Below are 14,285 nucleotides of genomic sequence, written 5' to 3'. Positions count from 1 at the left end.
TAAAAGTCTTTATAACTATTTACAAATATATGAAATATTATAAGATGTAATTAACCAAAAATAATAACAAGGAGAAAGATATTATGGAAAACATCAACAACACACAACAACAAAATTCAGTTAACTTAATCAACTTTACAAAAGACGAGAAGGCTAACAAAGCATTTAATAAAGGTATCGAAGATTTACAGAAAGCCGTTATTAAATTTACTGATATTCTTAAAACTTACGAAATTGAGAGCACAGATACCAATTGTCTTAAAGAAGTTAAAGAACAAATCAAATCACTTGATAAGCTTGGAAGGGAAGAAGTGGATGCTTATAGAAAGGGCAGAAAGAATGTTGAAGATAAGTTAGCTAAAAAAGCGAGAGCTATGGAAAAAGAAAAAGCTAAACAAGCAGAAGCACAGGCTAAATTAGAAGCTCAATTAGCAGAAATGAAAGCAAAGGCAGCAGAAATGGAAGCTAAATTGAAAGCAGAAGTTGAAGCAGCGAAGAAGGAGATATAATCATGAACCTTCAAACAGCGACAATCAACAATGTATTCAAAGCGCTTGATACGCTAACAGGCGCAGAATACAACGTCTTATCTTTCTTAATCAATGAAAGTGAAGATCTTAACAGTGATAGTTTTAAGCTTGATATCAACAAACTTGCTAATCATATCAGTAGTTATAATTACTCTACTACGCTAAAAAACTTACACAAAAAAGGCTTTATCAATCTTAGAAAGTTTAATGCGAACAGAGAAAAGAATATTGAGATACGTAAAAAAAGTATTCAAAAACATGTACCTTTACCAATTAAGAAAGTGTTTTACTATAAAGTAACACTAAACATTTAATCGAAAGTCTCTTCATTGAGACTTTTTATTTTTCCGACATAACTTTATTTATGTCGTATTTTTTAAACTTTTATAATATCTATCAAGATTTTTCAAAAAATATGCGTGATTATCATATTTCATGGTTAAGTATGAATAGAACAAACACTATTCAACATGAAAGAACTAAACGCACGACAACTTACCAATGGAATAACTAGATCAATCATTAAAGGCGCTATACAAAACAAAGAGCTTTTATTAAACAACACACCAATACATCTATCAGTAGAACATGATAACGACCAATCAACAGTCATTATCTCTACACTAAAAGATACAGACACACCACAAAAGCAATTGTTTATTATGGATGTTGACAGAACACCATTCTTAAACATTGATACAAAAGATCCAGAACAGTTAAAACCTGCTTATCTCAAAATCTATGAAACAACAAAAGTACTTGAATACGTAGACAGTGAAACACCTGAATTGCCATATCATATACGCCTTGGCATCACTGATAGTCAAATAGTGGAGTTTATCAACAACACAGTAAATGAAAGTCATAATTACGTTAATTATAAATATGACGGTAGACATATGGTTAAATCATTAAGTAGTTTTGACGATTACCCAACACCAGCCATTTACTTTTTGAGAGCCGTTATCTCTAAACAGAAAATAGACGATTTCTTTTTTCAGTTGAATATCGATGACAAAGCTTTGCTATCAAATGGCATAAGACCAAATACTTATGATAAATTTAAGAATGAAGTTATCGACTTTTTCTTCAACAAAGAGAACCCTTACTTCTCACAAGTATTCCAAAACTTGATTGTAAAGGTTGAAGATGAATTAGTTGATACTGTTAACTATGATTTTGAAAGTGTTACAGAACCTAAACCACCAAAACCAGAAGAGACACAAAAAATAGACGGTATTGCTGAAAGACTGGAACTGTTGAAGCTATCGAAAGCAAATAAGCGTAAATATGGCTAAAACACCATCTTGCTGCTATAGTTTCTACGCATTATTTATCAACTTAATTTGAAGGAATATGTAGTATGTTGATACTAACAAGAAGAACAGGCGAGAGCCTACAAATTGGTGATGAAATTAAAGCCACAATTTTAGGCGTAAATGGTTGTCAGGTAAAAATCGGTATTAAAGCACCACGCAACGTTGATGTACATAGAGAAGAGATATACGCACGAATACAAAGAGAAAAAAATATTAGATAGAAATACAGAAAGTATCATCATAGTCTTCTATTGACGAATTACTTAAACTTTCAAGATCTCTAACTTTCAAAACAGGCACTTCATTTTCAATACTACACTCTACAAAACCTGAAACATAGATTGAGTTATGAAGTTGCCTTATAAATCTTAACTCACCAACTTTAATATTTTTATCTAATATAAACTTACACTCTGGTTGATTACCCAATTCATCAGCAACACCCAAAAACTCAACACTCTCTAAACCAGCACTACAAAAACCTTTACTTACACCAATATACTCACCAACTTCTCTCAAATCGGCAGTTTTACAAAATCGTCCATTTGTTGTGTTCTTCCTATATACTTCAATCATTCTCTTACTTATTGCTTCAATACCAGCATTAACACCTGATAAGTCCTGATTGCCACCGTACAAGCTTGTACTATCATAAATCATAGCTTTTGACATATCACCTAACACAACAGTATCGTTATCACCCACATAGCCCCATACGTCATGTATTACTCTTTTTTGTTCGCCACCGTGAGTTGTTCCAGAAAAAGTATTGAGATTTTTTTCTCCTGTATCACATTCAAATACATCGCCTTCAAATATTTTTTTTGTTAAAAGCTCATTTAAGGGAACGTTTTTATATTTATGTTCCGAAAATATACCTGTTTTATATTCTTCTTCAAAATTCTGCCCTACTGACAGATCTTTTTTCAAACTTCCTATCTTATTGCTATCATACTTTAAAACGTCTTCATTTATGTTTTCAGCGTATATACTGAAACTTGATAAAACCATAATCGTTAATAATCTAAACATTTTTAATCTCCCTTTGTATTTTAAGTTATCACTTCTTTTTTTTTAATCAACAATAAAGCATATTGATTATTCCTTAATCTACATAAAGTCCTGGAATTCTAAAGATTTTGATGAATGTATAACTATTGTTATTTTGATTTTTTAGATTATATTATTATATAACAAATGGATCTTAAATTATGAGCGAGAATAAAAATGAGTTAATGAAACTTATCAACAAAACAAGTAATGTGGTAAATAAAAAGAAAGAAGCGTCATTCGAGCACTTCATTAAAATTAATGGTAAGAAATACCCTTTACTTGTTAGCTACCTTCTTGTTGATAGTGATATAAGAACTAACCCTGATCTATTAATTACTCCACATATAATCATCGAAATTGGTACAAGCCATAAATCAATAGATATATTAAAGTTTAATATTGATAACGCTTACCCTGAAAAAAATAGACAAATCATCGGTAAGACACTCATGACACACTCTTTCATAAACTTGTTAAAGACAAGAAGCAAAAATTATTATCAAGGGCTTTATGACTTAAAAGCCACGCGAGGTGTATCAAGCTATTTAGTGAATAAATTTTGGGAAAGAGTAATGTTTGACACTAAAAGCATTACTATTAAAGATAAAATTATTTCATTGAGTAACAATACAACAAAAACTAATTTATGTATTGAGTTAGGGGAGTGGTTATATAATAAAGATAACTTAGACAAAGCATTCACATTCTTAACTGAAAACGGTATCTATAAACAAAACGAACTTGTTGAAGCAATTATACAAGAAGGCAATCTTCATGAAAAAGTTTACAATAATACTCTGTATGGTGTTTTAAATAAATTTAACCCGCTGTTTATACATGAGTTTGACAGAGAAGCTATTATTGATCTTTTTGAAATCGCAAAGAAAGAAATAAAAAATAAATCACAAAATAAAAACCGAAGACAGATTGAAGCGTTATTAAATACAATAAAATTAAATGAAGCAATTGAAATTGAAAATGAGATTAAAAAACAGAGTAATAAAAACAAGGTTAAAAGGAGTTAATTATGATGGTAAAAGTAGAAGATTTACATGACAAAGTAAGCAATAAGTTATATTCACTTTTAGAACAATACAATGAAGCATATAAAAAAAATACTGTAGGTGTTGATAAGAAATCAATGGAGTATTTTTGTAAACACTATTGCTACTGGCAAAAAGTAAAATATATTGAAGATTTTATAGAAGCTTATCAAAAACGATGGACAGCATTACATAGAATTAATTACGTGTATTTTGACAAAGGTGGTTTACCATCTTGTCGTTTATACAGTGATACAAGAAAACATGAAAGATTAAACAAGAAAGGGTTTAATCTTTATATCTTTAAAATTAACATACTTGATATAGATAAGAAAGAAATAGAGTTTTACAGAAATATCGTTTTCAAATACTACGCAGACGCTAAAAAAGATCCACATAATATCATTGATTACAAAAAATGTTAGTTAGTGTAAATATATTTTTCTACTTAATAGTAATACATGAGTCTCGATCAACTCTTCCTTCTGTGTTTTCTCTAAAAATCATTTCATACTCATTGGTAGTACTATTCCTTAAACAAGCAGGTGTAACAAAACACTGTTGACCTTTAACTATAATATTTAATTTTTCACTTGTACCATTTCTCATAACTAATGGAATATTATTTCCATATACTGAAACGTTTTTTCTACATGTAGCACTGTAACTTTCTTCTACTATCAAACAACTATCACTTACTAATCTAAAATTAGCTGGTGTATTAATACCTGAAGATTTTTCACAACGGTATTCTTCTTCACAGTTAAACACCATATCTGTACTAACTTCTACTTCCTTCAAAACATTTACAGTCTGACCAATATCACCTTTTATCTTATAGCGATAATAACTATCACGATTAGAAGGTTGTCCGTTAACATAAGACGCTAAAACATCACGGCTATCTTTCATATCTTTTTCACAGTCATTGGGTATACGCTGAAATAAATTATCTTCACAGATGAATGTTTTTTCTTCTTTCATAAACACTTCAGGACAGTAAAGTTTTTCACCCCTTAATATAGGTCTTTTATCACCACAGTTTTCATTACCCATGAATAAACAAGAATTACTATTATAGCCAAACGTCATAGCTGTACCTTTGTAATCATATACTCTATTATTCGAATTATCTCCAAAATAACAATAGCTATTCTCAGGTTGTATTTCCCATTCGTATTCATATTCTTTTAAATCTCTATTGTATGTTCTCTTACATCTATATTGATGATAACCCCAATAAAAAGGGCTTGTACTTTCTATTTTGACAGCTGAGTTTGTATTGAAATGACTTTTTATATCTGTATAGGTTGATAAAGGAGGGTGATAACATGTTTTGTTTCCTATACGTTCTTTTTGCAAATCAAAAGAATCAAGCATTCTTTGATCCCTTGGCATATCAGTCATACCAAAAAAGCCTGAATAATTGTAAACGTCATAAGGTAAATAGTTATCTACGGGTTGTGTATCACTGATATCAGCAGGTATTTCACCCATTCCTATAGAAATTGGAACATGATCATACGGGTAGCTTACACAACCTTCTTCTATATCAGTCGTTCCACACCTTTCTTCAAATGTCTTTTTTCCTGATCTATGATTTCGATAAAACCATTTTTGTTCTTCTTCAATCGGGTTAGAGGGGAGTAGTCTTAAATCTTCATATGCACAACCTTCGATCTTTTCTCTCTCATAACTAAAATCTTCAAAAAATAAATTACCGTCTTCACACTTTAAGGTAACTTGTGCTTGTATTATGTTTTCACCACGATAGTTAACACTCTCATTGACTGGTACACCATTAACTTCACCTGATGCCATGTCTTTTGTAGTAATACTGAAATTGTCTAATTCATTAATAAGCAAGTTATCTAAATAATTTTGACTGTATAATTTATCAGTCGTGTTATAACGATATAATTTACTATCAATCATTACACTCTCACTTAAAGACATGTTTTTAACAACTGACAATGTTTGAGAAGGGCATGAGTTTAATACCAACTCACAAGACTGATTAACGATATTCAAATTGCCGTTTTCACATTTTGCTTCTAAACTTCCGACATAACCATTACCGTCAGGCTCAACTACAATGCTTTCACTTGAATTAATAGATTGAGGGCTGATAGTGAATTGACATGTCTTTTCTTCTTCACTTCTTAAAATTCCTGCTTGATTTATATTGTCTATTTGTTGTTGTATGATTTGCTCTTCTGTAATTTCACAACTCGATATTACTTCATTACATACTTGATAGATGGGTTTTAGCAAACCATTATTACACTGAAATACAGCTTGACCTTGATAACCATTTTCCGTGTTGTTAATCATGCCAGTAGCACTTTGTTCGGGTACAAAACTCATTGAAGAATTACCGCTACAATTTCCCCACGTTAACGTACCTGTGATTTCACAATCGTCCTGATAATTTGTGAATGGTATAAATTGGCTCATACAATTATTAAAGTCATAGTTGTATTTATCAAATGCTCTTGATTGATTAGTTAAGTTATTTCTTATCGCGTCTTGGCTACAATGGACTTGTGCTTCTATAAGTGATTTCTCACCAGTACGACTATAAGCAAGAGGGTATGAAGAAAAGTTATTGATATGATCTGTATACTCTTCATCCGTAATGTGTTTGTAACTGTATTGTTCTCTATTATTTTCCATAACATTATTACTTGATAAATAATGACAGAAAAATAAAGATACTGTAATTAATAAAAATTTAATGTTTCCCATAAAATAATCTCCCTATTGTAGAGAGATTAACACTAAAAATATTTTTATCAATATTACATGAAATTTGATCCAAAATTAATTTTATCAATTGTAAACGACCTCGGTACATAAACTTCATCAGGACTACAACCTAATCGCTCTGCTTTAACTTGTTTATATTGATTAATAAAATTTTGATACATTTCTTCATCATTGTTTTTTTTCGATAGCACTATTTTTTTTATTAATCTGTTTTCATTTTCTAAAAGGCTGTTTAATTTTTCCATAGCATTAGTACGATGTGATCTATCTAAATCTCCTGTTGTTATCTCCTGTAATTTTTGCCTGATAGATAAAAATTGTTTTTCACTGTTGTTATACATTATAGGGACGATTTCATTACTTCCTTTGTTATAGTTTCCTGATACCTTCTCAACAATGATAAAATCTTCTTTATCAAATATCTTACAAAAAGCACCAAGATCTTTTTTAGTTAAATAGCTTTGTATTTTTCTTTTCCATTCTATGAAACTAATATGTGTATTCATGAAAGCAAGTTCATTATCATCAATAAACTGTTTATAGAACTTCATTTTAAAATCTATGAATTGACTTTTTATTTTACTAAGTTGTTTATTCAAATTAGTAAATACTTCATCGTTCATACTATCACTATCAAAAGAGAAGTGGATGTATTCATTAAACATATATAAATAGTCTTTAAAGTTATTTTCTTCTACAAACGATTTACCGTGTTGTAAGTCTTCAATAAAGTTGTCAGTCTTCATTTGACTATAAAATTTAGCTAACATTCTTTCAGTATCACTGATATCATTTAAAGCCGATAATTTTTGACTACGACTTTTTTCAGTTATCTTAATAGCTTGTTCGTTTGCTACTTTTCTTTTACTGATATCATTTATTATTATTTCGTTATTTGTTTCTTTCTTAAAAAAGGCATTAATAATTTGACCTGTTCTTTTTTTATATCTGTATAAGAATGATTGTGTTTTTGATTTCTTCATTTTACATCCTTCCTTTTTATTTTATTTTCAAACTCACTTAATAACTTCTCTAAGTTACCACTCAATTATGTTGTTTATTATTTTCTATTCTTCATTCATAATAACTCTATTTTCTATAATCACGTTATTTTTGCTTGTCATAAATAACTTATCATCTAAAAATTATCATTCAATAATTTTTGGCAAGTTAATTGCTGATAAAAAATTAAAGAGGGTAATGAAGAGCTAAAACCAAAAATATATTTATAAAAAAATTGTTTTCAAAAATCTATATGAAAATATCAAAAAATAATTTTAATGATTTATGGTTGTATTGATTTTGAAAGGCTGTGATAAAAAAAGCGTTATAAAAATATCGAAAAATAATTTTAATAATTTATGAAAGTTATAGTTTTATAAAAATATGATTTACTATTTTATATTTTTAATTTATTAAAGTATAAGAGTGAGGGGGGTGAAATAAATAAACTTAATCAAAAAATATTTATCATAATATAGAAAAATAATTTTAATGATTTGTGAGGTACGCAATAAACAAGGACTACAAAAATAAAAGCGTTATAAAAATATCGTCAATCTTAAAACAATTAACCTCAAAAAATTTTATCATTCTATAAATATAGCCCACAAATCAACACAGAAAGACCACAGCAAGAAAACTTATACTTTTAAGCCTTATATTACCTATATCGTTTAAAGTGTCGTTTATAGCTATTTTAAAGCCTTCATTTAATACCTGATATTAACAATAATAACTTAAATAAAAATGAAAAATAAACACCCGTAAATAGTCTTGCCTGATAAATTATCTACCTACAAATCACACACAAAAGCCAGATAAGAGATATAAAAACAAAAACTTGATACTGATATTAGTTTATAGCTTTTAAAAAGAGAAATAATCTTAGCGGTTTAATATGAGAAGAAAACTTGTTTTTCTTCTTTCAGGAACAATCATAAGCCATCATATTATAATATAAAGATTACTACCTATATTTGCATCTTTAAAAATTGATGATATATTAAAGGTATAACAAATAAAAACATAAAATGACTGTTCACAAATCTTCAAAATTATTTAATATTACTCTTTCCCATAAATCTTTAAATATATTTTTAAATTTATTTTTATTAATTTTTCCCTTATTTTGTAATCTTTTTTATTTAGTCAGTACAATTATAATATGCCAGTTTAGTAAAAAAGTAATAACCTGCGCTAAAGCTTGTCTATCACTTTTTTTCAACTGGCTTCTTGAAAGAAGCAACGCACTACTAAACTCGCTACGCTCATTAAGTATTGCCAATAGATTTCTAACATATGAAGAAGCCCTAACGGGACTTCTAATTATGGAAAAGTTAGCCACTTTTAACGCTTTCATAGCTAATAGAATACTATCTGTATTTGTATTCATTTCACTATTTGAAGAAAACTTCAAAAAGATAACTTTTCCTGTAAGTCATAAACAAGCTGATGAAGACCATATTTATACTGGAAAAAATATAGATCTTCCTACTTACAATTATAACATAAAAACTTATTTTCCTAAGTTATCTATAACATTATTTTTAATGTTTTCACTGTATTTGTTTACTATAAATTTTATGATTTGTTGCCAACAAATTAATAAATATATGTCTAAATATATTTCAACATTTATAAAAACTACGATAAATAATTCAATATATTTTGTGATTTATATAATCAAAAATATGTTAATCACGAATGAAAAGTTATCAAGAAATGATGAAGTTTTCACTCAACTTTTTAATAAATTAACACACAACACAATGGAGTTTATTGTTTATAAGGAGATAGAAAATGTCTAATAACAACCATACCGATAAGCAAGTTTCCGACTCAAAATTGAAAGAGTTAGAGCTAACAAGAAAGGAAGAAGCCGCAAAGAAAAGGGCTTCCGATCAAAAGATTGCTGCTGATGAAAAGCTATCAAAAATGCTAAAAGATAGAGCAGATCGTGAGTTAGATTTTTACGCAAAGCAACAGCAACGTGAAAAATTAAGGGCTGAAAAACTCGAACAACAAGAGCAAGAAAGGTTAGAAAGAGCTAACGAAGAACAGAAAAAACGTGAGCGCACCGACAGCAAAAAGATGCAAAATATGAAGGTAGCTCACAACAATTTAATCACAACTGTTATACGTGCTAAGTCAAAAGGTATCTCTCTAAGAGCTAACGGAACGTCAAGACCAAACGGTATTATTCCTAAAAAATTCCAAGCTAAAGCGAAAAATATTAGCACTGGTAAGACTAATATAGCTTCATTTGTTGCGACTGAAAGTTTCGCAAGTCCACATAGTGAGGGTATGATTTTTGATAATAGCAATAAGGTAGACCACAACTATTCCGTTAAAGTTGCGAAGACTACAAAAGAGATTTTAGATAACGCAAAAGAGCGTGGCGAGAACATTACAAGAAGAGAAGCTAAGGTAAAAGCCGAAGCTAAACACGCTGGTTATCGTAAACAAGCACAAGCAAAAGCAAAGAAAAGTACAAAGGGTAGCGCACAAGTTTACGCTATAGATGAACATAACTTTCGTATAGAAGTCGCACCTAATAGTGAGATTGAATACGACCCTTCTATGATAAATCAAAACCTACTTATCAACTATGTACCTGCTTATAAGTATACAGTTTATAAGTTAGTTGAAGACGCAAATATTAAGTTTAAAAATATTGTAGAAGAGACAAATAATCCTTCTCAATATGAAGATGACCCACGTTTTGAAGTAAGAGAAAACTTTCTTTATACCGTTTATGAGAACGTTGAAAATGAAGAGGGCTTAGGGAAAATTGCTGAAAGAACAAATGATATAAGTGCTTATGTTAACGACCCAAGATACACAATAAGACAAAACTCAAAAGCTTACTTCTTCGGTGAAATGACAAAAGGTATGCGTATAAAAACAATGGAAACCGCGCAATCTTTCATCAAAAATCAATTCGAAACTTACTTACAAAGAGTGGAAGATAACAAGCCAAGAGTTAATGAGTTAACACAACTTAATAAGAAAGCTAACTCTGCTATAAAGCAAAATATCATCGAAAAAATGCCTACTTTCGAACAGTGGAGCAACCTATTAGAGACAGCTTATCAATCAAGCAAATCATTAATGGAAGAGTTAAATAAGTTACCTTCTACCGCAAAAGTTAATGGCAATATTAAGTCAATGGAAAAGAAGCTTGAAGACAAAACATTAAGAAATGAGCTGAAAAAAAATCTTAAAGAGGGCATAAAGAAAGCAAATAAAGATAAAGAACGTATCAAAGAGATAAATAAGCAATTACTAAATATACGTGAAAAAACACTTGGCAAAGAACTATCAAAGTCAGGTTCTATGAAGACTATTTTTAAAGATAGTTTAGATATTTATGCTTCTAATAAAAAGAAACTTAAAGCAATTTTATGGTTTAAAGCTAATGTATCTAACAAAAATAAAGCGGAAATTAAACAGAAGCTTGTTGAGTTAAAGAATAAGTATAACCTAACAAATAGCAACGCAGTTGAAAGAGAGATAAGAAAGCTAACAAGTGAAGAAAACTTTAATAAACTTGTTCGCTATAATAAATTTTTAACTCAAATACAATGGAAGTTTAATAAAGACAAGGGCGGTTTTATTAACCTTGATAAGTTAAGAAAAGATAAAAACCTGAAAGAGTTTTATGCTTCTATCACTGATGAAGACATAGCAAAGTATCAACAGTCCGATAAACATATAAGCGACTTAAAGAGAGCAATAGACCTTGAAAAGCGTATAGCAGAAGGTAAAAAAGCTACCAAGCCTTTATTCTCTTCGAAGGAATTAAATAGTAAAGAGTATGTAGCTACTCGTTTACTTATAGAGAGTTTTAACCTCACTAACAATAAGAGTAATCAAGACGGTTATATCTCACAAGTTGTGAGAAAGTTTACTATTAACAACGAAAGACAAGAGTTAGGTTTAAACGAAGAACGCTCAAATCTTCCTTCTACTGACCCTAAATCAATCTCAAATCTTAGGACAATGACTTATACCGTTTTGACTTTTCCTACCTTCTTAGGATCGTCTTTTGAGTTTATTGAGCCAGAAGATATGGTTAAAGCAGCTAAGTATCGTATGGCAAAACTTTACCCTAATTACGATATTCTTAACATGCAATTACACGTAGACGAACACCACAGCCATATACATATACAGAACAGCAACCTTAACAGAGAGACAGGCTTTTATGACTTTGGCAGGACAAAGGTTGACCTTGTTAATGAATATAATGTTGATAACTATGTTAAGCGCCAGCAGTTCAAAGCAGCTTTCGAACAAGACCTTTCTATTACCTTCCAGCTATTCGACCAAAGGAAAAAAGAGGTTGAAGCTAATGGTGAAGTGGTTGAGCTTGAAGACGTTTTAAACCACGTTTGGATCGCAATTGACGAGTTTGTTGAAGACAATGATATGAATGGCTTTAACTTTTCAACGGTAAGACCAGCGCTTGAAATACTGATAAAAAAGTATGGCGAAGGACTAAACGGTAGTAAAGATTTTTCACAAGCTTACGAGTTAATCAAAGAGCAAGTGATGCATATTTACAATGAAAAGCCACGCATTTATGACTACGGTACTATGTCATATAGTGAGAAGGTTATGTTTGGTATGGACTTTGAAAATATGAATTTCAATACCGTAACAAAAGAATTTTTCTCTTCACCTGAAATGAAAAAGAAGTACCCAAACCTTGAATTTACCAACCTTGACGAGACTGATTATAGAAGACATGAGCAGAGAGTTTTTTATAACAACAGTAAAGGTATTGACAACTCTTTCACTTTCCAAGGGCGTGTTTTCCAGCCTGAAATGACTGACGAAGAGGTATTAGACAAGAAGAAAAATCGTAACAATAAGAACGAGAGTAAACTTAAAACAGGTAGAAACACTCAGCAATTAGCTATTGAGAAAGAGTTTAAGATGTATGCGACAGAGCAAGAACTATTGAAGCACGAAACTGATCTTAAAGAGAAACAAGAAGCAGTAGCTAAGTTATCTAAGACCAATGTTAGACTTAAAAAATCACAAGCAGCATTAGCAGCAGAAGTGAGACAAGCAAAAGAAGAAGCTAAGTTATTAAACAAGTCTAATGAAAAAAATCGTGAAAATAACCCTGTTATTGCTAACGCACAAGTGGACTTTGCTATCAAACTTATAGAAGTCTTTATAGGTAATACTGATTATGATTTTGAGATTGATGAGATAAAGCAGAAGGTTGATAAGTTATACAATACTGATCCAGAAATGAAGAAACTGAATGAAGTAGCATTAAAGTCGCTTGCTCTTCGTAATGATAATAATGACAGTAATGAAATGTCTTCTTCACAAAAATTATTTAAAGCTATGATTTCGGAATGGTACAGAAGAGACAAGAAAGTTATACCTGATAACTTGTACTACGCAGTAAAAGATCCTGATTTGTTCAGTGAGTTAACTATACAAACTGATAAAGCTAATGACCCTAACAAGGTACTTGCTGATGAATATTGCTTAATGTCTTTTGCTGATGCTAAGGGCGGTTTAGATAAGATATTGAGCCAAGACGATATCGAAATGCTTGAAGAAATTATTGACGATTACGGCATTGATCTTAACCAGTACACGGCAAAAGAAACCTTATCAATGCTTGAAGACTTTAAGTTAAGGGCTGATACAGACAGTATGATTATGGAGTATGAAGAACGTAAGAATAAGAGAAGGTACAAGCCAAAACTTACTTACACCCCTGATAGTATCTAAACAAAAAAGGAAGCAAAAACGCTTCCTTTCTTTTTATTCTAAAAGCACTTGGTTAAAGCAATGAGTTAACCAAATACTCTTCTTTAATACGCAACTCTTCACTTTCGATAAACTCACTCAGGTACTTTTCAAAGTCTTTAAAGTCTTCTTCGTTATCGAAGCTTGTATCAATTCTAAGAGCGATTGAGTTGTGTAGAGCATCATCAATTACCGTCATATCACCGACAAAACGCACATTGTTTCTTTCATTGTCAGCGTTTAAGACACCCACGATAGTTTTATCAATATCATTTAATACTGTATCACTATGTGTTGATCTTACATTCACCAGTAAGTGATTTGAGGACATTTCAAGCACATTACCAAGTACTATCTCACCTGAAAGTTTTAACACTACCAGTTGATTAGGGCAGTGAATAAACTCACTTCTATATCGTCTATGTAAGTTATTGATAGCTTCTATTGAAAGGCGGTTGTCTTTAACTTTCGCATGAACGGTGGCTTTATAATCGAACTGATTATAAGTAAATGACAGTGTATATACATTACCGTCTAACTCTAAATTGTCATTTACCTGAATAAGAACCTTTCCTTTATTTATACCCATGCGGCTAACAACGTCTTTGTCATTTATTAAAACTTTAACGTCTTTATCTACAATCATTTTTAATATTATTAAGTTTTCTCCATTAGCTTTTTCATAATTATATGAAGGTTTGTTTGTTTTATTAATAATATTTTTATTTAATTTTTCTTTAACACTTATTATATCAGTCATATTTTTTTGCTCCCTTTGTCTTTATAAGATG

Annotated in this window: 12 protein-coding genes; 8 read left to right on the top strand and 4 right to left on the bottom strand. The window is 30.3% G+C overall.

The annotated features are described in order from the left end of the window. Positions 1 to 83 precede the first annotated feature (83 nt). The 4 genes from H5203_RS21510 to csrA all read left to right on the top strand — a co-directional run bounded on the left by H5203_RS21510 (position 84) and on the right by csrA (position 2,070). On the top strand, positions 84 to 509 hold the full coding sequence (locus H5203_RS21510; RefSeq protein ID WP_182820282.1) for a hypothetical protein: 426 nt from the start codon (positions 84 to 86) through the stop codon (positions 507 to 509). Positions 510 to 511: 2 nt separating this feature from the next. Further along, complete coding sequence (locus H5203_RS21505) at positions 512 to 844, top strand: hypothetical protein (protein WP_182820281.1); 333 nt, start codon at positions 512 to 514, stop codon at positions 842 to 844. Between the two features lie 156 nt (positions 845 to 1,000). Next, positions 1,001 to 1,828, top strand: a complete 828-nt coding sequence (locus H5203_RS21500; RefSeq protein ID WP_182820280.1) for a hypothetical protein — start codon at positions 1,001 to 1,003, stop codon at positions 1,826 to 1,828. A 65-nt stretch (positions 1,829 to 1,893) separates the two neighbouring features. Next, positions 1,894 to 2,070, top strand: coding sequence for a carbon storage regulator CsrA (csrA, locus tag H5203_RS21495; RefSeq protein WP_182820279.1), 177 nt, complete (start codon positions 1,894 to 1,896; stop codon positions 2,068 to 2,070). Here csrA and H5203_RS21490 read toward each other — a convergent pair. Next, on the bottom strand, positions 2,063 to 2,881 hold the full coding sequence (locus H5203_RS21490; protein WP_182820278.1) for a hypothetical protein: 819 nt from the start codon (positions 2,879 to 2,881) through the stop codon (positions 2,063 to 2,065). The two genes, csrA and H5203_RS21490, sit on opposite strands and share 8 nt — an antisense overlap. Before the next feature lie 179 nt (positions 2,882 to 3,060). Between H5203_RS21490 and H5203_RS21485 the strand changes: the two genes are divergently transcribed. Both H5203_RS21485 and H5203_RS21480 read left to right on the top strand, forming a co-directional pair. Next, positions 3,061 to 3,927: a hypothetical protein gene (locus tag H5203_RS21485; RefSeq protein WP_182820277.1), complete on the top strand. Its 867-nt coding sequence runs from the start codon at positions 3,061 to 3,063 to the stop codon at positions 3,925 to 3,927. A gap of 2 nt (positions 3,928 to 3,929) precedes the next feature. Continuing rightward, positions 3,930 to 4,370: a hypothetical protein gene (locus tag H5203_RS21480; RefSeq protein WP_182820276.1), complete on the top strand. Its 441-nt coding sequence runs from the start codon at positions 3,930 to 3,932 to the stop codon at positions 4,368 to 4,370. A 19-nt stretch (positions 4,371 to 4,389) separates the two neighbouring features. On the opposite strand, the gene H5203_RS21475 is transcribed toward H5203_RS21480, so the two are convergent. Together H5203_RS21475 and H5203_RS21470 are read right to left on the bottom strand one after the other, a co-directional pair. Further along, the gene (locus tag H5203_RS21475; protein WP_182820275.1) at positions 4,390 to 6,693 is read right to left on the bottom strand and encodes a hypothetical protein; all 2,304 of its coding nucleotides are present in this window, start codon (positions 6,691 to 6,693) and stop codon (positions 4,390 to 4,392) included. A gap of 53 nt (positions 6,694 to 6,746) precedes the next feature. Beyond that, entirely contained in the window at positions 6,747 to 7,697 is a 951-nt protein-coding gene (locus H5203_RS21470) for a hypothetical protein (RefSeq protein ID WP_182820274.1), read from the bottom strand. A 1,347-nt stretch (positions 7,698 to 9,044) separates the two neighbouring features. On the opposite strand from H5203_RS21470, the gene H5203_RS21465 reads away from it, so the two are divergent. Both H5203_RS21465 and H5203_RS21460 read left to right on the top strand, forming a co-directional pair. Next, positions 9,045 to 9,524, top strand: coding sequence for a hypothetical protein (locus H5203_RS21465; RefSeq protein WP_182820273.1), 480 nt, complete (start codon positions 9,045 to 9,047; stop codon positions 9,522 to 9,524). After that, positions 9,517 to 13,476, top strand: coding sequence for a hypothetical protein (locus H5203_RS21460; protein ID WP_182820272.1), 3,960 nt, complete (start codon positions 9,517 to 9,519; stop codon positions 13,474 to 13,476). The genes H5203_RS21465 and H5203_RS21460 overlap by 8 nt, the downstream gene beginning before the upstream one ends. A 52-nt stretch (positions 13,477 to 13,528) precedes the next feature. Here the strand turns inward: H5203_RS21460 and H5203_RS21455 are convergent, their stop codons facing one another. Next, a complete protein-coding gene (locus tag H5203_RS21455) occupies positions 13,529 to 14,254 on the bottom strand; it encodes a hypothetical protein (RefSeq protein WP_182820271.1) in 726 nt (241 codons plus the stop codon). Between the last annotated feature and the right edge of the window lie 31 nt (positions 14,255 to 14,285).

Source organism: Pseudoalteromonas sp. SG41-1 (assembly GCF_014164575.1).
Taxonomy (GTDB): domain Bacteria; phylum Pseudomonadota; class Gammaproteobacteria; order Enterobacterales; family Alteromonadaceae; genus Pseudoalteromonas; species Pseudoalteromonas rhizosphaerae.
This window is presented reverse-complemented; position numbering and strand designations above follow the sequence as displayed.

Coding starts and splice junctions, on each gene's coding strand:
- csrA (WP_182820279.1), top strand. CDS start 1,894: ATGTTGATACTAACAAGAAGAACAGGCGAGAGCCTACAAATTGGTGAT.
- H5203_RS21510 (WP_182820282.1), top strand. CDS start 84: ATGGAAAACATCAACAACACACAACAACAAAATTCAGTTAACTTAATC.
- H5203_RS21485 (WP_182820277.1), top strand. CDS start 3,061: ATGAGCGAGAATAAAAATGAGTTAATGAAACTTATCAACAAAACAAGT.
- H5203_RS21470 (WP_182820274.1), bottom strand. CDS start 7,697: ATGAAGAAATCAAAAACACAATCATTCTTATACAGATATAAAAAAAGA.
- H5203_RS21505 (WP_182820281.1), top strand. CDS start 512: ATGAACCTTCAAACAGCGACAATCAACAATGTATTCAAAGCGCTTGAT.
- H5203_RS21480 (WP_182820276.1), top strand. CDS start 3,930: ATGATGGTAAAAGTAGAAGATTTACATGACAAAGTAAGCAATAAGTTA.
- H5203_RS21455 (WP_182820271.1), bottom strand. CDS start 14,254: ATGACTGATATAATAAGTGTTAAAGAAAAATTAAATAAAAATATTATT.
- H5203_RS21465 (WP_182820273.1), top strand. CDS start 9,045: ATGGAAAAGTTAGCCACTTTTAACGCTTTCATAGCTAATAGAATACTA.
- H5203_RS21490 (WP_182820278.1), bottom strand. CDS start 2,881: ATGTTTAGATTATTAACGATTATGGTTTTATCAAGTTTCAGTATATAC.
- H5203_RS21475 (WP_182820275.1), bottom strand. CDS start 6,693: ATGGGAAACATTAAATTTTTATTAATTACAGTATCTTTATTTTTCTGT.
- H5203_RS21460 (WP_182820272.1), top strand. CDS start 9,517: ATGTCTAATAACAACCATACCGATAAGCAAGTTTCCGACTCAAAATTG.
- H5203_RS21500 (WP_182820280.1), top strand. CDS start 1,001: ATGAAAGAACTAAACGCACGACAACTTACCAATGGAATAACTAGATCA.